Source organism: Candidatus Schekmanbacteria bacterium RIFCSPLOWO2_02_FULL_38_14, from assembly GCA_001790855.1.
Classification (GTDB): Bacteria; Schekmanbacteria; GWA2-38-11; order GWA2-38-11; family GWA2-38-11; genus 2-02-FULL-38-14-A.
Genome location: MGDH01000018.1, coordinates 26,984 through 48,604 on the forward strand (window position 1 = coordinate 26,984; position 21,621 = coordinate 48,604).

Genomic DNA, 21,621 nt, shown 5'->3' on the forward strand with positions numbered 1-21,621 from the left:
GGTTTTTTAATAAGTAATTAATGAAATTTGTTTTGATTATAATTATTATCAAAAAGTTGTCAAGGATGAAAAAAACATAAAAGCCGCCCTGATAATCAGAACGGCTTTTATGTTTTTATAAAAACTCTCTCAGGTGAGAGAGAATGGCCCATAGTGTTTTATTGTTTGAGGATTATGAGACGAAAAACATCTCCATTTTGTTCAACTTTTAAAACCTTATGCCCTTCATCTGTAACTGACCTTGGAACATTTTTGATCGGCTCTCCATCTTTCAGAAAAACCTCTAAAATATCGCCTGCCTGAAGGGATTCAAGCTTAAGCTTGGTTTTCACAAAGGTCATCGGGCATGTTTCTCTGGTTATATCCAATGTTGCTGTAATGGAATATTCGTTCATTGCTCTTTAAGATAACCCTCCTTTTCTGCTTTCCAGATATAATCTCTCTTTAAGTTTGTCAATTAGAATTTATCTGAGGGCTTAAAGGAACTCTACTTTAGAGACTTTTTCAAAGACATATTATCTAATCCCACAGAACTGTTCGTAGTCAATCAGCTCTTTTATTGATGGGTTTTCACCACAAATAGGGCAGGCAGGGTCTTTTCTTATCTTTAATTCTCTAAATTCCATATCCAAAGCATCATACATTAAAAGCCTTCCTGTTAAAGGCTCTCCGATTCCAAGTATGATTTTTATGGCTTCTATTGCCTGTATAATTCCAATTATTCCGGGAAGTACTCCTAATACCCCTGCTTCCTGGCAGCTTGGGACTGCTCCCGGAGGAGGTGGTTGAGGGTAAAGGCACCTGTAGCAAGGGCCATCAAAGGGTTTAAAGACTGTTGCCTGCCCTTCAAACCTGAAAATACTGCCGTGCACATTTGTCTTTTTTGCAAATACACAGGCATCATTCACAAGATAACGGGTTGGAAAGTTATCGCATCCGTCTAAAATCACATCATAGTCTTTAATAATTCCCATTATGTTTTTGGAATCTATTCTCTCTTTATATGTTATTACCTTAACATCGCTGTTTAGTTTGTTTATTGTTTCTTTTGCAGATTCTACTTTTGGTCTTCCCAAGTCAGTGGTGCTGTGGATTATTTGCCTCTGAAGATTGCTCAACTCAACAACATCTCCGTCTATTATACCAATTTTTCCTATTCCTGCAGCTCCAAGATAATATGCTGACGGAGAGCCAAGCCCTCCTGCCCCGATAATCAGAACACTTGACTCAAGAAGCTTTTTCTGTCCCTTTCCGCCAACTTCAGGCAGGATTATATGACGGCTGTATCTTTCTATCTGTTCTTCAGAAAAATCAAACATTAAAAACTTACTCCAATAATTAGTCTATAGACCCACGCAACACAATATTATAAAGTAAAAATCAAATCCCCCCTCGCCCCCCTTTAGCAAAGGGGGGTTGGGGGGATTTGAACATTCAATTTATTTAACCTTTGACTTCTTTAAATTCATAAAAAATTGTTTTTGTCAAGGGCTTTTAACTCAATAAAAAAATAGGTCAAGCAAAGAAATTGAAAATGTATAGTAAGTGCAATTCCCACAGGTTGCTGCAGGGTTGGCAGGGTTGGCAAACGAATCTATAAAAACTGTTACTTGCATTTTGAGATTTTCTGCAGTTTATTGGAGGAGCTTCAATTTATTTGACAATTGGATATTTTTCTGATAGCAAAATCTGAATATGGAAATGGTAGAAATGATAAAAGTTGGAATCATCGGAACATCGAGCCTGACATCAGGCGAGATTTTAAAAATTTTAATAAACCATCCAAAAGCAAAGCTTGCCTATCTTGAATCAGAACATTTTACCGGGAAAAAGGTCTGGGAAGTCCATAAATTCTTAAAAGGAATTCTGGATTTGACTCTTAAGGCTTTTTCTGAAGAAGAGATTATTGAAAACTGCTCTGTGGTTTTTATTTCAAAGCAACATGACTATGCCTCAAAGATTTCAAGAAAATTGATTGAAAATGGAGTGAAAGTCATAGACCTTGGCGCTGATTTCAGGCTCAAGGATTGTAAGGAATATCAGAAATGGTATGGGGTTGACCACAAAGACCACGCTCTTGTTAAAATTGCAATTTACGGACTTCCTGAAATATATGGAAATAAAATCAAAAAGGCAATGCTTGTTGCAAATCCCGGGTGCTATCCAACAAGCATAATACTTGGCTGCAATCCTTTGGTTAAAAATGAATGGATTGACTTGAAGGATATAATTGTCAGTTCTTATTCTGGAATTTCAGGCGCAGGAAGGTTTGCAAAACCCGGAATGAATCTTTTTATGGACAACTACCGCAATCTTTTTCCTTACAATGTGGCTTCTCACCGCCATACCCCTGAGATTGAACAGGAGCTTTCCGTAATTTCCGGAAGTTCAGTTAATCTGACATTTGTTCCCCATGTTGCACCTCTTGATAAGGGAATTTTAAGCACAATTTACTTGAAACCTGAAAAAAAATGCTCTGAGGATGAAATCAGGGAACTTTATAATGAAGCCTACAGGAAATGTCATTTTGTAAGGGTATATGGCAAAGGTGAATACCCTTCAACACTGAATGTGGTTGATACCAATTTCTGCGATATAGGGATAAAATATGACGAGCGCAGTAATAGAATTATTGTAATTTCTGCAATTGATAATCTTGTAAAGGGAGCTGCAGGACAGGCTGTTCAGAATATGAATATTATGATGGGTATTGATGAAACAGAGGGATTGCCTGTTGGCAAAAAAATTTAAATAATAAGTTCAAATTTCAAAATCCAAAATTCAAAATCAAATAAGAGCTTCAAGTGATTATTTTTTCACTTAAACCTTTGAATCCCTGACACTCTGAACCCTTTTTTATTTGAACTTTGAGCTTTGGCATTTGACATTTTATATCATCTCCATCATTACACCATAGCGCAGCCCTCTTGTGCTCACATGTAGCTCATAGAATTTCAGATAGTTTATTATCTCTTCAAGAATAATAGCTCCAGCAATAATAACATCTGCTCTATCAGGTTCAAGACCTATTATCTTTTTCCTCTCATCCATGTCCTTTTTCTTCAAAACAGAAATAATTCTTTTTAAATTTTCACTTTTCAATTTCCAATTTTCAATTTTCAACCTGTCATATCCTGGGATTTTCAGGTCTATCTGCGCAAGGGTGGTGACTGTTCCTGCAACTCCGATTAGAAGATTATCCTTGTTAGGCAAATCCCCCCAACCCCCCTTTGCTAAAGGGGGGCGAGGGGGGATTTGCTTGAGATTATTTTTTATTGCTTCCCTTATATTTCTAACCTCATTTTCTTCTACAGGGTCTGATTTCAAGAACTTTTCTGTCAGTCTCACTGAGCCGATTTCAAGGCTTTTAGAATATTGAATTTTATCATCTGCTCCAAAAATTATTTCAGTGCTTCCTCCTCCAATATCTATGATTGTTGTATTAATACCTTTATCTTCTATTCCTGAAACTGCTCCAAGAAAAGAAAGCTCAGCTTCTTTTTTCCCTGATATTACTTCAACTATTATATCTGTTTCATTTTTTACAAGATTTAAGAAGGCTGATGAGTTTTCTGCCATTCTTAAAGCGCTTGTTCCCACTACCTTGATATTTTCTGCTCCTGATTTTTTGCACTTATCAATATAGTCCTTCAGAACGCTGAGGGTTTTTGTCATCGCTTCGTTTTTTATCAGTTTTGTATCATAAACCCCTTTGCCGATTCTTGTAACTTTTAAATCTTCGTGGATGGGTTCAATGTGTTTATTTTTATCAATTCTTCCTATTAATAATAAAACTGAGTTTGTTCCTATATCTATTGCACCATAAGTTTTCATAAGGTTACTTCAAAAATTAGTTTAATTATTTTTATTCTTGACTCTTGACTATCTTTTAGCTTGCATATATCAAATATGTTTTAAAAGATTAAAGCAAAAAAGGATTTGTAGAAACAGACCTTAAGGTCTGTTGTCAACAGGTCTAAAGACCTGTTTCTACATTTTAAAAAACTTACTACTTACAGCTCAATGCTTATAGCTTACAGCCATTAAAAGTCTTAAATCAAGGAGAAGTTTATGAGTGAAGTTTTGAATAATAATAGTTTCATAAGCTCTATTGACAAAAGTAACATGTACAGGGAACTGGATAATTTTCCAACAACTCTTTCTGAAAAAGTAGCTCTCTCACTTCCTAAAGAATACTCATCTGTTAAAAATATAATGATTGGCGGAATGGGTGGTTCAGGAATCTGTGGAGATATAATTCAGTCCCTTTTTCTTGAAAAAGCAGATGTGCCGGTTGAAGTAGTAAAAGACTACACCCTTCCAAAACATATAGGGCCAGACTCTTTGGTTATAGCAATCAGTTATTCAGGAAACACAGAAGAAACTCTTTCGCTTTATGATGAAGCCCGCAGGAGAAAATCAAAAATCATTGCTATCTCAAATGGCGGGGAATTAGAAGAAAAGGCAAGAAAAAATAAATGCCCTTTTATGAAAGTCAGGGACAGCCTTATGCCAAGGACAGCCCTCGGGCACCTTCTCAATCCGCTTTTTAACATAATCCTTAAACTTTTTCCAAAAGCATTACCTTACAAGGATATCCTTGAAGCTGAGAAAATCTTAAAAAAGCTTCAAGAAAAATATACCCTTTCATCTCTGGTTTCTGGAAACAGGGCAAAGGAGATTGCAAAGAGGGTTGAAGGTAAGAATATAATGATTTTTGGTTCTGAACAAATAACAAAGCCCGCAGTATTCCGTTTAAAGACTCAATTTAATGAGAATTCAAAACTTTCGGTCTATTATAACTTCTTTCCCGAACTTGGGCATAATGAAATTATAGGGCTTGCAGATGACCCTGAGTCAAAAAAGAGTACAATAGTTGTATGTCTGCGTTCTTCTATGGAAAATCCTGAGCTTAAGAAATGTATTGATGTAGCTCTGGAAATTATAAAACCAAAGGTTGGAAGCATTATAGAATTATGCGGAGAGGGGAAATCAAAACTGGCTCAGATGCTTTCTCTTATCTGTCTTGGTGACTGGACAAGCTATTATTTTGCAATTCTCAGAAAAGTTGACCCTACACCAGTGCCGTCAATCAATCAATTCAAGAGAATGAAGAAAGAGAGATAATTGGAAATTGAAAATTTATTTACTTCTTTAATCTTTTGTACTTAATAACATCTCCAGATGGTGTACCGCCGATTGCATCTAAATACTGCATTTTAATTCTGTTTTTCCCATTGCTTATAAGTGTTATTCTTACAAAATCACTTGGCGAACCAATTTGAGTGGCTCCTAAAATGGTAATATCAGCAGTTTTTTTGTTTTCGTTAACAGTTCCTGATGCATTTATTGTGGGAAGATCTACGCCATTATAATTTGTGTCTACTGTTCCTGAAATGTTATTTCCTTCCATTTTCAGAATGTAAACTATAATAATAGGCACTTGTTGATACTCAATGCTTGCTTCAAATTTTCCTGCAAAAGGTTTTTTTGGTTTGAATTTAAAATTTCCTCCTGCAAAGGCACTGCTGCAAACCAGAAACATTGGGATAAGAAAGATTAAGATTAGTAAACGCGACTTTTTCATTTTGAAAAACCTCCTTCTAAAAAGATTGTTGTAGAATATTATGCAAAAATTATGCCAGAGTAATCTTGGAAATATTTAAGTTGCTAACTTCTTGAAAAAATAGAGTATGATCTCTTAAAACATTTCAATTGAGAAAATAACTGAGATTGTAATGGTACAAAAATGAACATATCCGTTATATAACTAACTTAAAATTTGTAACCAACACTCATTGAAACTATATTTGCATAGCTGTTGTATTTTGCATTGAACCTGAACATGTTATTGAATCCGACCCTTGCAGTCCGGGTTGAGGCTTCTTCAAAGAAGATAGCCATATTGGAAATATCAAACTTCCATTTTCCAAGCTTGTAGCCGAGTCCAAGGGTTACAGCGTGTTTGTCAGCATCAGGTACCATCGGGTCAAGACGGTTGTTAGGAACAGTGCTTGGGTCATAAGCGTAACCTCCCCTTAGTGCCAGATTATTGTTTAACCTGTATTCAAGTCCTGCCCTGTAGGTTACTGTATCCTTCCACTGCTGGGAAATCTTTACGTTTTTCATCCTTTTATTCCTGAACTGAATTCTAAGTGTATCACTCCGCGACCAGCCTCTCCAGTCAATGTCAAACTCAGCAGTAAGATTTTTAGAGATATTGTAGGATACGCCTGCTAAAAGCTGCGGAGGCATTGTTATCTTTGTTCTTGCCCTGCTGTTAAATAATGTTGCATTTATAAGAGCTACTGTTGGACTGTTTGCACTGTTAGCTTTATTGAACTCTGTCCTTCCTGAATATCTTATTCTTATTGGAGACCTGTAGGACAGACCGATTTTTAGATTATCAGTAACGCTGTATAACCCTCCGGCATTTATTCCTGCGCCACCCCCATCCCCTTTAAGTTTTGAATGTCCTTCTATTCCGGTCAAAGTTCCTGGAGTAAAGCCGGGTATGCTGGCTGCGGCAAGATTTTCATAAACAAGCCTGCTGTTCAATACTACGTCTGAGTATACTCCAATACCTCCAACTCCAATTGATAGATTTTTTGTTGGTTGCCATGCGATGACAGGATTAAAGAAAAAGGTTTTGAGCATCGCGTAAGTAACAATGTGTCTTCCGGGCCAGCCACTCTGCCAGTCTGATGCAAGGCCAAATGGCTGGTAAAAACCAAAACCTGTTGCAAACTTGTCATTTATTTTTCCTGTTACATAGAAATAACTTGGAGTGTCTAACCTGTCTTTTGTTGAGCTTTTATCACCGCCTCCGGATTTATTGTATGTAGTTTTTACAGTTACCAGATTAGTTCCCAAAGTCATATTGATTCCATCAAGCTGTGTGATTCCTGCCGGATTGTAGAATATTGCAGATGGGTTGCTTGCCCTTGCAGCAAAGGCGCTTGCCCCACCCATTGCCTCTGCATCCTGCTCGCCAATAATAAAGCCATTGCCAAAGGAGGCAGAAGGGTGCAGAAATATAATGATTGCTAAAACAAAGAAACTTATCAGATATTTTTTCATGCTATTCCTTTCTTTTAGAATTCAAGTAAAGCAAACTTAATTCTTTATCTATGCAATTATTATGCCAACTCTTCCAATCCATTAAACTCTTGAAACCACAATAATAATACACTGTAAATTCTCATAGAGAAAGAAATATGTTAATTTTATGTCGCTTTAATGTTCTTAGTGTACAGAAATGTAATGTTACTAATGATAGCTTAAAATGGCTGGATGATTTCCTTTTTCTTTTCCGCAAACCATTTATATATGGTTGGCAGAACAAGCAATGTTAAAAGTGTTGATGATACCAGTCCGCCTACCACCACCGTTGCCAAAGGTCTCTGAATTTCAGAGCCTGGACCTTGAGCAAAGAGCATGGGAATAAGTCCCATAATGGCTACAAAAGCTGTCATAAGCACAGGCCTTAAGCGTTTCTCACACCCTAAAGTTATAGCCTCTTCAATATTCAAACCTTCTTCCCTCAGCTTATTGATGTAAGAAACAAGGACTACGCCATTTAGAACTGCCACACCAAAAAGGGCAATGAAGCCAACTGATGCGGGGACACTTAAGTATTGTCCAGAAATAAAAAGACTTAGAATACCGCCTATCAGAGCAAGTGGGAGGTTTAAGATTATCAAAAGAGCGTATCTCATGGAGTTAAAAGTCGAGAATAGCAGAAAGAAGATAAGACCAATTGTCAGGGGAACAATAATCAAAAGCCTCTTCATAGCCCTCTGCTGATTTTCAAAAGTACCTCCCCATGTAATGTAATATTCAGGTGGAAGTTTTACCTGTTCTCTTATTTTCTCCTTTCCCTCCTGCACAAAACTCCCTATGTCTCTTCCTTCAACATTGCATTCAATCACAACTCTCCTTTTGCTGTTTTCCCTACTTATTTGGACAGGACCTTCAGTAATTGAGATTTTGGCAAGCTGGGCAAGAGGAATATTAGCTCCATTAGAAGCCTTCACCCCGTTAGAACGCCCCATCACTTGGGATGGGGATGAATCTAAAGCCCCGTCCTTTCTAACGGGGTTCACAAAAATATTACCAATCGCTTTAATGCTATTTCTTTTCTCTTCAGGAAACCTTAACACCACTGAAAACCTTTTATCTCCTTCAAAGACTTCTGTGGCAGCTTTTCCACCAATAGCAGTCTCAATTATTTCTTGAATATTTGCTACATTGATTCCATATCTTGCAATTTTCCTCCTATCTATATCTATTGTCAGGTAAGGCTGGCCAGCCACCTGTTCAACTCTCAAGTCCCTAACTCCATCAACTTTAGCCATCACTCTTGCTATCTCCTCAGCTTTTTCTTTTAAAACTTCCATATCATCTCCAAAGAGTTTTATGGCAATCTGGGACTTTACTCCGGATATAAGCTCATCAACTCTCATTGCTATGGGCTGAGTGATATTAAGACCTATACCCGGAATCTTCTCAAGTTCTTCTCTAATCTTTTCTATGAGTTCATTCTTAGTCCTTGCTGTTTTCCACTTCTCCCTTGGTTTAAGCCTTACAAAGGGGTCGCTCAAATTCGGCCCCATGGGGTCTGTGGCAATCTCAGGCGTTCCTATCCTTGATACAACTCCTTCAACTTCGGGAATATTGAGAAGCGCTTTCTGCACCTTTTTTTCTATCTCCACAGATTCTGTAAGAGAAATACTTGGAAGCCTTATAATCTGTGGCATGATAGTTCCTTCATCAAGGCTTGGTATGAATTCAGTGCCAAGAAAAGGGAATAGAGCAATGCTTCCTATCAGAAGAATCAAAGCAGCGGTTATAACCACCTTGGGATGTTTCATAACCCAACGGAGGAGAATAGTATAAGGTTTCTTTACCCAATGGATAATAAAACTTTCCTTCTCCTTCCCCGGTTTTAAGAATAAAAAACAGAGAACCGGTATTACAAAGATAGAAAGGATGAGGGATGAGAGAATAGCTATGACTACTGTAAAGGCTAAGGGTGAAAATATCTTTCCCTCCATTCCCTGAAGTGTCATGATGGGGATAAAGGTTAAGGCTATTATAAGTTCCCCAAAAAAACTGGGTTTCCTCACTTCAATCACAGCATTTAAAACTGTATGCAACTTATGTTTTGATGCCCCGGTTTCTGACAAATGCCTGTGGACATTTTCCACCTGGATGATGGCTGCATCCGCAATCATGCCTAAGGATATGGCAAGGCCTCCTAAAGACATAAGGTTTGCAGAAAGACCGAGCCTCTCCATTACGATAAAGGTTGCAAGAGTTGCAAGGGGCAAACTTAAGGCCACAACAAAGGCACCTCTTATGTCTCTCAAGAAGAGATATAGAACTATGATAATGAGAATACCACCCTCCTCAATGGCCCTTGTTACGGTTCCAATACATTTTTCAACAAGCTCAGTCCTGTCATAATAAGGCTTAATCTTTATCCCTCTCGGAAGAATACTGCTCTCATTTATTTCCTTTACCTTTTCCTTAACCTTCGCTACTACATCCCTGCCGCTTCCTCCCTTTATCATCATGACAATCCCAGCAACAACCTCTCCCTTACCATCCTTCACAGTAGCACCCTGCCTCGTCTCTGGACCAATCTTTACTTCAGCTACATCCTTAACAAAAATAGGTGTTCCTGCTTCTTCCCTGACAATGATATTTTCAATATCCTGAATAGATTTGATAAGGCCAAAACCTTGAACTATATATCGCTCTGATGAGTGCTCGAGAATATTGCCTGCTGCATTTGTATTATTTTGAAGGACGGACTCAAAAATTTCCCTCAAGCTCAAGTCATATTTTCTCAGTTTGTCTGGATGGACAAGCACCTGATACTGCTTAACAAATCCTCCAAAAGCATTGACCTCTACAACTTCTGGGATGGTTTTTAAGATGGGTCTTATAACCCAATCTTGAAGAGTTCTTAATCCCATAAGATCTTTTTCTGTGAAGTTGGGATTGCCTTCCTTTTCAAAGGTATACTGATAAATTTCTCCAAGAGCTGTCGATATTGGACCTAAGCTTGCCTCTATACCTTCAGGTAACTTCTCCTTAGCTTCAATTAATCTCTCAAGAACCAACTGCCTTGCAAAATAAATATCTACATCATCTTCAAAAACAATTGTTACGAGAGAGAGCCCGAATTTTGATAGGGAGCGAAGTTCGACAAGTCTTGGAAGTCCGCTCATTTGAACTTCTATAGGGAATGTTACAAATTTTTCAACTTCAATGGGAGAACGACCAGGAGATTCTGCTATGACCACAACCTGGATATTTGTCACATCTGGGAAGGCATCAATGGGAAGCCTTTGGAAAGAATATATTCCAAAAACGGCTAACAAGATGACTCCGATTATTATAAGAAGCCTTTGCTCAAGGGCAAAAATGATTAACTTTTCAATCATCTTATTCTTCCTCCAATTCCGCTTTGAGAAGTTCTGATTTTAGATAAAAAGCTCCATCAGTGACCACACTATCTCCGGCTTTAAGCCCTTTTAGAACTTGATAAAAACCATTTATTTCTTCTCCTACTTCTATTTCTCTTTTTTCAAAGGTATTGTTGCTCTTTGCAATAAAGATAATTTTCTTTCCATCCTCCATCTGAATTGCTTTTTCAGACACAACCAACAACTCTGGGGACGATTTAGTTATAATCTGTACATCAGCAAACATTTCGGGTTTCAGAATCCCCCCATTCCCCCCTTTAAAATCCCCCTCAGCCCCCCTTTTCCAAAGGGGGGTGTGGGGGGATTCAGGGGGATTATCAATCTCAATCCTTACTTTTGCCATACGGGTTGAAGCATCTACAATATCACTAATATAAGTGACTTTTCCTTTAAACTCTTCTTTAGGATAAGTTGAGACTTTAATATTTGCTTCCAACCCCTTTTCAACTGATGATATATCCTTCTCAGGAACATCAGCTATAACCCATAATCTTGATAAATCTATAATAGTAAAAAGCTGACTTGAAGACTCAATTACTTCTCCTAAAGTCAAGTTCCTTTCAACCACTGTTCCAGAAAACGGAGATCTTATTGACATTTGAGGATTGATTATGTGGGTTGAGGTCAATCTTTCTATATCTTTATCACTTATTCCAAAAAGGTATAATTTCTCTTTAGAGGCTTGAAACTCTGCTTTGACATTTAAATACTCTGCCTCTCTCCGTTGAAACTCACCAAGTCCGATTGCTTTACCGTCAAAAAGCCTTTTTGCACGCTCATACCCCTTTTCAGCTACCCTCAAATTCGCTTCAAGTTTTAGAAAATTTGACTCTGCTTCTCCAAGTTCAGGACTGTCTATTGTGGCAAGGGCTTCACCTTTTTTAACCTCGTCACCAAGATTTACTTTTATCTCAATAACCCTTCCAGGTATTCTGCTTCCTATACGGGCAACTCTGTTTTCATCAGGCATTATTTTGCCAGGAAAATTATGAGAAAGGCTTAGTTTTTTTAATGTTACCTCTTCAACTTTTATCCCTGCTATTTTTATAGAGGAAGGATCAAAATGAACTATATTTAGATTGGTATCTTGCTTGGTTACATTTTCTTTGTTCTCTTTTTTTGGAGAACATGCGTTGAAAGTAAAAACACCAATTTGTAAAATTAAAATCATTAAAAGTAAATTAATCAGATTTTTTTTCATCTCAACTCTCCTCCAGCAAGTCTTTCCAAACGTGCTTTGCTTGAATTTCCCTCGAAGAGGGTCTGGTAATATTCAAAAGATACCTGCCTGTAAACTCGTTGGGCATCTAAGAAATCAATCAAACCGGATTCCCCTTCCACATATCTTAATTTTGCAATTCTCAAAGCCTCTTCCGCTTGTTTGAGAAGCCCTTTTTCAAAGATTTCTATCTGTTCAGAGGATATTTGATAGTTTTTAAGTTCTTCTGTGATAAGCCTTGAAAGCTCAATTTTAATTTGATTTAATTCCTCTTGTGCTTTTCTTTCCTCTGCAGAAGCTCTTGCTATTGCTCCCTGATTTCTATTCCAGAGAGGAAGTGGTAGTGAGAAGCCAAAACCAAAAGACCTTTTATCTATTTCTCTTGCAAAAATAGTTTTTAGGGAAATGTCAGGAAAACGGTTATTCTTTTGAAAAGAAATATTATATTGCTGTTTCTGTAAGCCACTCTCCTTCTGGAGTAACAAAGGTTGTTTTTTATATGCAATGTTCAGAAGTGGATTAATTTCATATATTTCATAAGGTGCTTTTAGTTCACCTGAAACATCAAAGCCTTCTGGAAGAAATTTTCCTAAGAGGCTATTTAAATTTGATTTTGCAATAATAATTTTATTCTCTGCTTTCTTTAACTCTTTCTCAGCACGCAGAACTTCAACTTGGGCTTTTATCAATTCAAACTCTGGTGCCTCACCTGACTCAACCCTTACCTTTACAGAAGTCAAAATTTTCTCTGAATCTGAAAGGTTTTCTTTTGTTAAAGTAAGCTCTTTTTCAAGTTTTAAAATTTCATAGAAAGATGTTTTAACTTGAGAGGTCAAATCTAATTTGAACTCTTCCAGTTCAAGGGTTGCTATATCTACATCTTTTCCTGCAACTTTTTTTCTATAAAACCTTTTTAAAGGCCATTCAAAGGGCTGGCTTAAGGTGAAGTTGTACTCCTTTCCTCTCTTACTTTCTCCTCCAAGTGCCCTTCCTCGCAAACCCTCTCCCTCTATTTCAGGATTTGGATATAGAGAGGCTTGAATTAAATCGCCCTGACTTGCGTCTACTCCTGCTTTAAAGGCTTTTAGCTGAGGATTTTCTTTAATGGCTATTTCAATCACTTCTTCAATGGGATAAAAATGGCTTTCTTCAAATGCATGAAGAAGGAAATTAAAAAGAGAAATTAAAACAACAAAGGTAATGATTAAAAAATTTTTCACACCTATTCCTTTCGCTACGAAAAATTAAAAGAAATTATTTGAAATTAAAAAATAGAATAGAAATTTAGAATTTTGGAGGTCTGTAAAGTAGATTGATTGAAATTGAAGGGATGAAGATGCAGTAGTAAATCGTAATTAATGAAATAAACAAATACAAGACAATTCCATTAGATAAAGGGATAAAACTTAAATTCAAACAGAAAGAACAGATATGGGAGTTAATATCAATTCCATATGGGCTTCCACATTCATCGCACAGAAAAAAGTCCACACAATATGCAAATAGATATAGAACTAGAAAAATTATTATCACTAAAAAATAAATCTTTTTCATATTGCTTTTTATAAATTATTAATTTTCTTTTTTGTCAAGACAAAAAATTGTGAGTGTAGTAAAATATTGCTTATGAAAGTCAATTCCTATATACTTCATTTGTACATCTCCTTTATTGTTTTTAATCAAGCAGTAGTTTATTCCATCTACTACTTCGAGGATCACAACTTTTTTATGTTATCATTGCGAGCTATGAGCTTGCCGCGTTGCTACTTTTCCCGCAACGACTAAGAGTAGTTTTTTCAGAGACTAATATATAAGGCATTAACATTGAAGAAGCAGTCATGGAATGAAAAATATAGTGAAGATGAATATGCGTTAGGAATTGAGCCTGCGGAATTTCTTGTTGAGCATATTGGAAGGCTTACAAAAGGAAAAGCACTTGATATTGCAATGGGCGAGGGGAGGAATGCAGTTTATTTAACAAAGAAGGGTTATGAGGTAGACGGTGTTGAATTTTCAGAGGAGGGGATAAAAAAGGCATTAGCCCTTGCCCAAAAAAACAATGTTACTATCAATGCTATAAGGGCTGACCTTGAAAAACACGAGCATAGAATAGAAAAAGAGAAATATGATTTAATCTCCTGCTTTTATTATTTGCAGAGAGACTTGTTTCCGGAGATTAAGGAAGGATTAAAAAAAGGAGGGATGGTAATCTGCCAGACCTTTACAACAGACAACCTGAAATACCAGCCCCACCCCAAAAACCCTGACCATGTATTGCAGCCAAATGAGCTTTTCAGGTATTTTCTTGATTTGAGAATTATTTTTTACAGGGAATGTGTTTTGAATAACGAGACTGCTGTTGCAAGCATTATTGCGCAGAAGATATAGTAAAAAGGTCTTAGGGTCAAGGGTCAAGGATGAAAAATTAAATCCCTCCAGCCCCCCTTTGATAAAGGGGGGTAAGGGGGGATTTTTCATAAAAGTAAAAGAGGTAAATTAAAATGCAGAATCTGAAATACTTAATAATTGATCTTGATAACACTATTTATCCTGAATCAGCAGGTGTGTTCAAGAAAGTTGACCAGAAGATAAATCGCTATCTTGAGGAAAAAATGGGGTTTTCAAGAGAAGAGGTTAATCCGCTGAGGCTTAGATATTATAAAGAATACGGCACAACACTCAGAGGACTTATGATTAACTATAAAATTGCTCCTGAAGACTATCTTGAATATGTACACAATATCAATATGAAAGAGCTTCTTTCAAAGGATACAAAACTTGATAAGGTATTGAAAGGCATTTCCATAGAAAAAGTTATTTTTACAAATGCCTCTAAGGCTCATGCTGAAAATGTTCTTAATACACTGGAAATCACGGATAATTTTGTTCGTATATTTGATATTGTTGCTATGGATTATCTGGCAAAACCTCACCCCGTAACATATGAAAAACTTCTAAATACGCTTGGGGTAAAAGGGGAAAGGTGTCTTTATTCTGATGATATTGAAATAAACTTACAGCCGGCAAAAGAACTTGGCATGAAAACGGTTTTTGTCAGCAACAACGGATATGAGAAAAAGCCTTTTGTTGATTTTGTGATAAAAGAGATTAGCGAGATTGGAAAGTTTTTTAGCTGTAAGCTATAAGCTCTCTAATCCCTCAAACATCTTTTTGAGTGTCTTATATGTCTTGCTTATATGTTCAGGAATGACTCTTACATCAGCAAGAACAGGCATAAAGTTAGTGTCGCCTTCCCATCTTGGTACTATATGGAGATGGACATGGTCTTTGATTCCGGCTCCTGCAACTTTGCCAAGGTTTATTCCGACATTGAATCCATCAGGCTTAAAGGTTTTTTCAAGAATCTTTAAGCAGACTTGCATTGTTTCAAATATCTCCAGGCTTTCTTCCTTATTTGCTTCAGTAACATTACCAAAGTGTCTGTATGGGGCAATCATAATATGACCGTTGTTATATGGATAGAGATTCATGATTGCAAAACAGAGGTTTTTCCTCAGAAGAATCAGATTGTTTTCATCTTTATTTTCTTTTGATTTGTTGCAGAAAATGCATCCATTTTCTTTATTGTTCAGGATATAATCCATTCTCCACGGCGCCCATATGTTCTCCAATACCAGTCTCCTTTTTTCTGAAAATTCTAAATTCTAATTTGGATTTAGAATTTTAATTTTTATGTTTATAATATTTCTCCATAAGCTCTTTCTGGAGGGAGTTCATTTTTTCTTCATCTTTCTTGTTATGATGGTCATAACCTAAAAGGTGAAGAACCCCATGGGTCAGCAGAAGCGTTACTTCTTTTTCAAGTGAATTCTTAAAGATTTTTGACTGAAGTTTAGCCATTTCCAAAGAGATTGCTATATCTCCCATTTCTTTTTCATTGCCTTCCTTTAGCTCTTTTTCCTGGTCTGCAGTAAATGCCAAAATATCAGTAGCACGGTTTATCTTGCGGTATCTTAGATTTAATTCTTTGATATATTCATTATTTACAAGAACAATATTGAGGCTTGCCTTTTTTTCTCCAAGCTCGGCAAGAATATCATTTAAATGTTTTTTTAGTTTATTTGTATCTATTTTAAGATCAGTCTTGGAAATATTCTGGATGGTAATTTTCATTTGGGTAATTCAAAATCCTATTCTTAACAGCCCATCAAACCCTAAAGTCCTTTTCCATTCTTGTTGTTTTCATAAGCCTTGATTATTTTTTTTATCAAATCGTGCCGTACCACGTCTTTTTCATCAAAGTAGACGAATTTAATATCCTCTATATCAGAAAGGATTTTCTGTGTTTCAATCAAACCAGAAGATTTTCCTTCTGGCAAATCAATTTGTGTAATATCTCCGGTAATTACTGCTTTTGAATTAGACCCTAACCTGGTTAAAAACATTTTCATCTGCTCAGAAGTAGTATTCTGAGCTTCATCAAGAATTACAAATGAATCGTTCAATGTTCTGCCTCTCATAAAAGCCAGAGGTGCAATCTCAATTGAACCCCTCTCAACCAGATTTTCTATTTTTTCTTTATCAATCATTTCATATAAGGCATCATAAAGAGGACGCAGATAGGGGTGTACTTTTTCATACATATCCCCTGGCAGGAATCCGAGCCGTTCTCCTGCCTCTACTGCAGGTCTTGCTAAAATCAGACGGTTTACTTTTTTATTCATTAAAGCTGAAATAGCCATTGCCATTGCAAGATAGGTTTTCCCTGTTCCTGCAGGACCTATTCCTATTACTATATCATAATTTTTGATTGCGTCTATGTATCTTTTCTGGTTGCTGCTTTTTGGTGAGATAGATTTCCTTAATGCCAAATGTATTTTTTCAAGAAAAACATCGTCTAAATCATCTTTAATGCTATCAGTGGCGGTGTGTGCAATGTGCCTGATGTTGGATTTGTTGATTTCTAAACCTTTTTCTGAAAGGTTATGCAGTTTTTTCAATGTATTGTATGCTCCATTGACAGGTTCCTCTTTTCCTCTTAGTAAAACAGTCCTGCCTCTTGCAAATATTTTTATCTTATAGGTATCTTCCAGAAATCTGAGATGCTCATCAAGAATTCCGTAAAGAACTTTTAGATTGGTGCTTTCTCCAAAATTTATCTTCTTTTCAAAATCCACTATTTTACTTAGATTGCCTCCTTGAACCACTATTAATTTACAGAGATTTTCAATGTTTGTCAATTGGTATTTAGGAGCTTTGGATTACACAGATTTCTATCAGTTTGCCGAAAAAGTGCCTTTTTGACCGGGATTGCGGAGTAATGTCATTGCGAGCGAAGCGAAGCAATCCAGACGAGATTACCACGAGCCGATAAATCGGCTCTAGTGAAATGACCCTTTGGGTCAGATTGCTTCAGGGCTAAAGCCCTTCGCAATGACGGGCGAGGAAACAGATATTTTTAAAAGGATTCCTTTCAAAAATCATTAGGTCTTGACACTGGATTGCCTTGTAAATATTATTAAAAAATCATAGGGTAAAAAAATTTAAGTATTCAAACCACATTAACCCCTTGAAGCAACTGACATGAAAGCAATGGTTTTAAAGTCTTGCAGTCCAATTGAGCAAAACCCATTGGTAGAAGCAGAAGTTTCTGTTCCTGTGCCAAATGAGAATGAGGTTCTTATTAATATTAAAGCCTGCGGGATATGCCATACTGACCTGCATATAATAGAGGGGGAACTCCCCTCAAGAAAGCTTCCATTGATTCCAGGGCATCAGATAGTTGGCGTTGTTGAAGGGATGGGTGAAAGGATTTCAAGATTTAAAAAAGGTGACAGGGTTGGTATTCCGTGGTTAAACTCTGTATGTGGAAAATGCAGTTTTTGCAAAAAAGGAAAGGAAAACCTCTGCGACAATATCAGCTTTACCGGCTACAATGTGAATGGAGGCTTTGCCCAGTATATTAGCATGAATGAAAGGTTTGCTTACCATATCCCTCAGGGATTTTCTGACCTTCAGGCAGCTCCTTTGCTCTGTGCAGGAGTAATAGGGTATAGAGCATTTAGATTAAGCGAAATTAAAGAGGGTGAGCGACTTGCCCTTTATGGGTTTGGCGCTTCAGCGCATATTGTAATCCAGATGGCTGTTTTTGATGGAATTGAAGTTTATGTTTTTACAAGAAACAGGGAACACCAGAGGCTTGCAGAAAAATTAGGGGCATCATGGGTCGGAACTGCAAAGGATAAACCTCCTTCATTTTTTGACAGCGCTATAATATTTGCTCCAGCAGGAGAACTGGTAACTGAGGCTCTATGGTATTTGCAGAAAGGCGGAACTATTGCGCTTGCAGGAATACATATGTCTCCAATCCCTGAGATGGATTATAATCTGGTCTATAATGAAAGAACTATAAGAAGCGTTGCAAACAGTACAAGGCAGGATGCTGAAGAACTTTTGAAAATTGCAGCAAAAATTCCAATTAAAACTGAGGTCGAGGTATTTCCTCTAAAAGATGCAAACCAAGCACTCCAGCACCTGAAGTACAGCAAAATTCAGGGCGCCGGAGTGTTGGAAATCCCTTAACCCAAAAGTTATTGAGATATTGTAATTATAAATGATATCAAAATCTTTAATTCAATAACATATTGACATATCATTATTATAAATTAAGATTCATATCAGAAATTTATACCTAATTATTATTATTAGAAAATTCTAACTAAAAAAGTAAAAGTAGCTAACAGATACTCTCCTTAAATATAGGAAATTTACCTAAAAGTTTAAAACTATCAATATATGAATCGTAAAATCATTTTATTTATCATCCTGTTTCCATTTATCTTGGGGTTGATATTCTCCGGGTGTAAAAAAGAGGAAGAAACTTATAAAAAAGTTCGCCTTAATGTTAAAGAAACAGAAGAAAATAGTCCTGCTGCTAAACCTCAAAAAAAACCGCTTCGTATAGCAATAGCGCCTGTAATCTCGCCAAAAGAAAGTTTTAATGTTTATAGTGACTTAATAGAATATATTTCCAAAAAAGTTGGAAGGTTGCCGGTTTTTATTCAGGGCAGTAATTACGCTGAGATAAATAATTTAGTCAGATACAGGCATTGTGACGTTGCCTTTGTATGCGATTATGCTTATCTGCAAGGAAAAAAAGATTTTGGAATGGAAATATTAGTGGTTCCACAAGTGAATGGGAAGGCAAAATATCAATCTTATATTATAGTGCCAGAAAAAAGCACTATTAAAAGTTTTTGGGAATTAGAAGGAAAAAGTTTTGCTTTTGCTGACCCTTTATCAAGTTCTGGATATCTGTATCCCAAATACTTACTAAAAAAGAATGGAAAAACGCCTGAAACTTTTTTCAGCAAGACTATTTTTACATATGGACATGATAATTCCATTGAAGCTGTTTCTCAAGGGCTTGTAGACGGAGCTGCTGTAGATAGTTTGGTATACGACTTTATGGTTGCAAATAAAAAGACTTATAGAGTTAATGCAAAGATAGTTCATAAATCTCCTTTCTGGGCTTCACCACCAATAGTTATTCATCCTGCAATTAATCCTGAAACTCGCTCAATGTTGAAAAATGTTTTCCTCTCAATGCATGAGGATAAGGAAGGTAAATTAATTCTCCGCAGGCTTATGATTGACAGATTTGTGGCACAGAAGGATAAAGCATACGATTCAATTAGAAAAATGGCAAACGAGATAGGTTACTAAAACGAAAGTGAAAAAAAATATACTTTGGCTAAGGGAAAGAGTTCTCTCCGTTAGTATACGTATAAAAGTTATGGGGATTGCTTTAGGGATTGTTTTCCTTTTTGCATTAACCATTATTTTCCAAATAAGAGAGAGTTTTGAAAAAGAGTTAAGAGAGGAATTGAAAACAAGTGGCATTTTTATTGCTAAAGAAATGACTTCAAGAAGTTCAGGTTTTATCTTAACTCCCAACCAGTTTGCTCTTAATCTGCTAATAAAAAACATATTTGAAAATAATGAAAATGTAGAGTATGCTTTTATTTTGTCCTCTTCAAATGAAATCTTAGTCCATTCTTTTGAAAATGGTTTTCCAAAGGAACTCTTGGCAGTTAACAGGGTATCTCCTGGCAGTAAATTCCGTGTAGAGATGTTGGATACTGAAGAGGGAATTATAACTGACGTAGCTGTTCCTCTCTTTGGAGGAAAACTTGGAACTGTAAGAGTTGGGATGAATGAAAAACATTTGCGGAATAAGCTTAATGCCATCACTTTACAGATTTTAATCGTTACAGCCATAGTTTCCTTGTTAAGTATTGGCGCAGCCTCTCTCTTAACCATAGTATTAACAAGGCCAATTACTAATCTTGTTAGTTTTGTAAATGCACTTGGGAAAGGTGATTTCGAACAGAGAGCGAGAATATGGGCTGATGATGAAATAGGAAAGCTAAGTAATGCTTTTAACGATATGATTCAGAAATTGAAAAACTTCAAAACTGAATTAGAATTTAAAGAGGAAATGACGTCACAGCTTTTAAAAAAGGTTATTAATGCCCAGGAAGAAGAACGTAAAAGGATTGCCCGGGAATTGCACGACCAAACCAGTCAGTCACTCACATCATTAATGATAGGATTAAAGATATTGAAGTCAGCTAAAACTCTGGATGAAGTGACCAAGCGGTCTGATGATTTGCGGGAATTGACATCAAAGACACTGGAAGAAGTCCACGACCTTGCTATCCAATTAAGGCCTACAGTGCTGGATGATATAGGACTGGATATTGCTTTACAAAAATATGTTGCAGACTATTCCATGAAATTCAATATAAAAGTGGATTATCATTCCATTGGTTTTGACTCTTTTCGTCTTCCAACTGAAATAGAGATAGTCATCTATAGAGTTGTTCAGGAAGCACTCGCCAACATTTTAAAACATTCAGAAGCAAGGAATGCGTGCCTGCTTTTGGAAAACAGAGGTAACTTACTGAAAGTAATCGTTGAAGATAACGGAAAAGGATTTGATGTAAGAAAAGTAATGAGTTCAGAGATTGATGGAAAACTTGGTTTGTTTGGAATGCAGGAAAGAATTAACTTAATAAGTGGAGATATTACTATTGAATCAACTCCGGGGAATGGAACTAATATATATATTACAGTTCCAATTGATAAAAAACTATCATATGAAAAAGATAAAAATACTTTTAGTTGATGACCATGCTGTTCTTCGCTCGGGATTAAAGCTTTTATTAAACGCACAACCAGATATGGAAGTTTTAGACGAAGCAACAGATGGGTTGGAAGCAATAAATAAAGCTGTAAAACTCTTTCCAGACATTGTTTTAATGGATATATCTATGCCTGGTATCGGAGGTCTTGAAGCTGCAAAGCGAATCAAGGCAAAATGCCCTAAAACAAAGATTCTGGTTTTAACCATGCATGATGATGAAAAATATCTGGATGAGTTCCTGAGACATGGCGCTTCAGGGTATGTTGTAAAAAAGGCTGCAGATACAGAACTTACGGCTGCTATACGCGCTGTTAATAGAGGCGAAATAGCACTACACCCCGCTGTAACCAAAAAACTTATTAATAATTATCTAAATATTTCCTCGCCTTCCAAAAAGAAAAATGGACAGCATGACCATTTAAGTGAACGGGAGCAGCAGGTATTAAAACTTATAGTTCTCGGCCATACCAACAAGGAAATATCAGAAGCCCTGTTTATAAGCATAAAAACTGTAGAGACTCACAGAACAAGAATCTTGCAAAAGCTAAACCTGAACACAAGGGCTCAGCTTGTCCAGTATGCAATGGGAAAAGGTATTTTTAAAAAATCCTGACAAACTCTTAAAACTTATTCTTTCAAAAACCAAGCCTGCTTTATCATGTTGTAAGGTTTTCCCCTACACAAAAATCAATGTTTTCCCCGATTGTAAATCTTCTGGTTCTCATATTATAAGTAAT

19 protein-coding genes are annotated in these 21,621 nt (G+C 36.5%); 8 read left to right on the forward strand and 11 right to left on the reverse strand.

The features are described from left to right. Positions 1-158: 158 nt before the first annotated feature. Together A3H37_00515 and A3H37_00520 are read right to left on the reverse strand one after the other, a co-directional pair. The gene (locus A3H37_00515) at positions 159-395 is read right to left on the reverse strand and encodes a tRNA methyltransferase (protein ID OGL50224.1); all 237 of its coding nucleotides are present in this window, start codon (positions 393-395) and stop codon (positions 159-161) included. Positions 396-515: 120 nt separating this feature from the next. Beyond that, positions 516-1,319: an adenylyltransferase gene (locus tag A3H37_00520; GenBank protein OGL50225.1), complete on the reverse strand. Its 804-nt coding sequence runs from the start codon at positions 1,317-1,319 to the stop codon at positions 516-518. Positions 1,320-1,710: 391 nt separating this feature from the next. On the opposite strand from A3H37_00520, the gene A3H37_00525 reads away from it, so the two are divergent. After that, a complete protein-coding gene (locus A3H37_00525) occupies positions 1,711-2,751 on the forward strand; it encodes an N-acetyl-gamma-glutamyl-phosphate reductase (protein OGL50307.1) in 1,041 nt (346 codons plus the stop codon). Between the two features lie 138 nt (positions 2,752-2,889). On the opposite strand, the gene A3H37_00530 is transcribed toward A3H37_00525, so the two are convergent. After that, complete coding sequence (locus A3H37_00530) at positions 2,890-3,834, reverse strand: hypothetical protein (protein ID OGL50226.1); 945 nt, start codon at positions 3,832-3,834, stop codon at positions 2,890-2,892. A gap of 237 nt (positions 3,835-4,071) precedes the next feature. On the opposite strand from A3H37_00530, the gene A3H37_00535 reads away from it, so the two are divergent. Continuing rightward, positions 4,072-5,127, forward strand: a complete 1,056-nt coding sequence (locus tag A3H37_00535; GenBank protein ID OGL50227.1) for a bifunctional phosphoglucose/phosphomannose isomerase — start codon at positions 4,072-4,074, stop codon at positions 5,125-5,127. A gap of 19 nt (positions 5,128-5,146) precedes the next feature. Here A3H37_00535 and A3H37_00540 read toward each other — a convergent pair whose 3' ends face one another. The 5 genes from A3H37_00540 to A3H37_00560 form a co-directional block, all read right to left on the reverse strand. Further along, on the reverse strand, positions 5,147-5,587 hold the full coding sequence (locus A3H37_00540; protein ID OGL50228.1) for a hypothetical protein: 441 nt from the start codon (positions 5,585-5,587) through the stop codon (positions 5,147-5,149). A 188-nt stretch (positions 5,588-5,775) separates the two neighbouring features. Further along, the gene (locus A3H37_00545) at positions 5,776-7,080 is read right to left on the reverse strand and encodes a hypothetical protein (GenBank protein ID OGL50229.1); all 1,305 of its coding nucleotides are present in this window, start codon (positions 7,078-7,080) and stop codon (positions 5,776-5,778) included. Positions 7,081-7,280: 200 nt separating this feature from the next. Then, entirely contained in the window at positions 7,281-10,454 is a 3,174-nt protein-coding gene (locus tag A3H37_00550; GenBank protein OGL50230.1) for a cytochrome-c peroxidase, read from the reverse strand. Between the two features lies 1 nt (position 10,455). After that, on the reverse strand, positions 10,456-11,697 hold the full coding sequence (locus A3H37_00555) for a hypothetical protein (GenBank protein OGL50231.1): 1,242 nt from the start codon (positions 11,695-11,697) through the stop codon (positions 10,456-10,458). Further along, positions 11,694-12,935, reverse strand: coding sequence for a hypothetical protein (locus tag A3H37_00560; GenBank protein OGL50232.1), 1,242 nt, complete (start codon positions 12,933-12,935; stop codon positions 11,694-11,696). The genes A3H37_00555 and A3H37_00560 overlap by 4 nt, the downstream gene beginning before the upstream one ends. 586 nt (positions 12,936-13,521) lie before the next feature. Here A3H37_00560 and A3H37_00565 point away from each other — a divergent pair. Together A3H37_00565 and A3H37_00570 are read left to right on the forward strand one after the other, a co-directional pair. Then, entirely contained in the window at positions 13,522-14,103 is a 582-nt protein-coding gene (locus A3H37_00565) for a hypothetical protein (protein ID OGL50233.1), read from the forward strand. Between the two features lie 122 nt (positions 14,104-14,225). Beyond that, positions 14,226-14,861: a pyrimidine 5'-nucleotidase gene (locus tag A3H37_00570; GenBank protein OGL50308.1), complete on the forward strand. Its 636-nt coding sequence runs from the start codon at positions 14,226-14,228 to the stop codon at positions 14,859-14,861. Here A3H37_00570 and A3H37_00575 read toward each other — a convergent pair. Genes A3H37_00575 through A3H37_00585 form a run of 3 tightly spaced genes read right to left on the reverse strand, consistent with a single transcriptional unit; the run spans position 14,856 to position 16,883 of the window. Further along, positions 14,856-15,347 carry an HIT family hydrolase gene (locus A3H37_00575; GenBank protein ID OGL50234.1) on the reverse strand — a complete coding sequence of 164 codons (492 nt, stop codon included), beginning with the start codon at positions 15,345-15,347 and terminating at the stop codon, positions 14,856-14,858. The two genes, A3H37_00570 and A3H37_00575, sit on opposite strands and share 6 nt — an antisense overlap. 52 nt (positions 15,348-15,399) lie before the next feature. Further along, the gene (locus A3H37_00580; GenBank protein ID OGL50235.1) at positions 15,400-15,849 is read right to left on the reverse strand and encodes an rRNA maturation RNase YbeY; all 450 of its coding nucleotides are present in this window, start codon (positions 15,847-15,849) and stop codon (positions 15,400-15,402) included. Positions 15,850-15,890: 41 nt separating this feature from the next. Then, a complete protein-coding gene (locus tag A3H37_00585) occupies positions 15,891-16,883 on the reverse strand; it encodes a phosphate starvation-inducible protein PhoH (protein OGL50309.1) in 993 nt (330 codons plus the stop codon). Between the two features lie 376 nt (positions 16,884-17,259). Between A3H37_00585 and A3H37_00590 the strand changes: the two genes are divergently transcribed. The 4 genes from A3H37_00590 (at position 17,260) to A3H37_00605 (ending at position 21,497) form a co-directional block, all read left to right on the forward strand. Continuing rightward, the gene (locus A3H37_00590) at positions 17,260-18,258 is read left to right on the forward strand and encodes an alcohol dehydrogenase (protein ID OGL50236.1); all 999 of its coding nucleotides are present in this window, start codon (positions 17,260-17,262) and stop codon (positions 18,256-18,258) included. Between the two features lie 213 nt (positions 18,259-18,471). Continuing rightward, positions 18,472-19,401, forward strand: coding sequence for a hypothetical protein (locus tag A3H37_00595; protein ID OGL50237.1), 930 nt, complete (start codon positions 18,472-18,474; stop codon positions 19,399-19,401). 7 nt (positions 19,402-19,408) lie between these two features. After that, positions 19,409-20,866 (forward strand): hypothetical protein, encoded by a 1,458-nt coding sequence (locus tag A3H37_00600; GenBank protein OGL50238.1) that lies wholly within the window; start codon positions 19,409-19,411, stop codon positions 20,864-20,866. Further along, positions 20,838-21,497, forward strand: a complete 660-nt coding sequence (locus tag A3H37_00605; GenBank protein ID OGL50239.1) for a DNA-binding response regulator — start codon at positions 20,838-20,840, stop codon at positions 21,495-21,497. Before A3H37_00600 ends, A3H37_00605 begins: the two co-directional genes overlap by 29 nt. Positions 21,498-21,621 lie beyond the last annotated feature (124 nt).

Bases quoted from the DNA above. Each gene is read 5' to 3' on its own strand.
- A3H37_00515 (OGL50224.1), bottom strand. From the start codon at position 395: ATGAACGAATATTCCATTACAGCAACATTGGATATAACCAGAGAAACA.
- A3H37_00520 (OGL50225.1), bottom strand. From the start codon at position 1,319: ATGTTTGATTTTTCTGAAGAACAGATAGAAAGATACAGCCGTCATATA.
- A3H37_00525 (OGL50307.1), top strand. From the start codon at position 1,711: ATGATAAAAGTTGGAATCATCGGAACATCGAGCCTGACATCAGGCGAG.
- A3H37_00530 (OGL50226.1), bottom strand. From the start codon at position 3,834: ATGAAAACTTATGGTGCAATAGATATAGGAACAAACTCAGTTTTATTA.
- A3H37_00535 (OGL50227.1), top strand. From the start codon at position 4,072: ATGAGTGAAGTTTTGAATAATAATAGTTTCATAAGCTCTATTGACAAA.
- A3H37_00540 (OGL50228.1), bottom strand. From the start codon at position 5,587: ATGAAAAAGTCGCGTTTACTAATCTTAATCTTTCTTATCCCAATGTTT.
- A3H37_00545 (OGL50229.1), bottom strand. From the start codon at position 7,080: ATGAAAAAATATCTGATAAGTTTCTTTGTTTTAGCAATCATTATATTT.
- A3H37_00550 (OGL50230.1), bottom strand. From the start codon at position 10,454: ATGATTGAAAAGTTAATCATTTTTGCCCTTGAGCAAAGGCTTCTTATA.
- A3H37_00555 (OGL50231.1), bottom strand. From the start codon at position 11,697: ATGAAAAAAAATCTGATTAATTTACTTTTAATGATTTTAATTTTACAA.
- A3H37_00580 (OGL50235.1), bottom strand. From the start codon at position 15,849: ATGAAAATTACCATCCAGAATATTTCCAAGACTGATCTTAAAATAGAT.
- A3H37_00590 (OGL50236.1), top strand. From the start codon at position 17,260: ATGAAAGCAATGGTTTTAAAGTCTTGCAGTCCAATTGAGCAAAACCCA.
- A3H37_00595 (OGL50237.1), top strand. From the start codon at position 18,472: ATGAATCGTAAAATCATTTTATTTATCATCCTGTTTCCATTTATCTTG.
- A3H37_00605 (OGL50239.1), top strand. From the start codon at position 20,838: ATGAAAAAGATAAAAATACTTTTAGTTGATGACCATGCTGTTCTTCGC.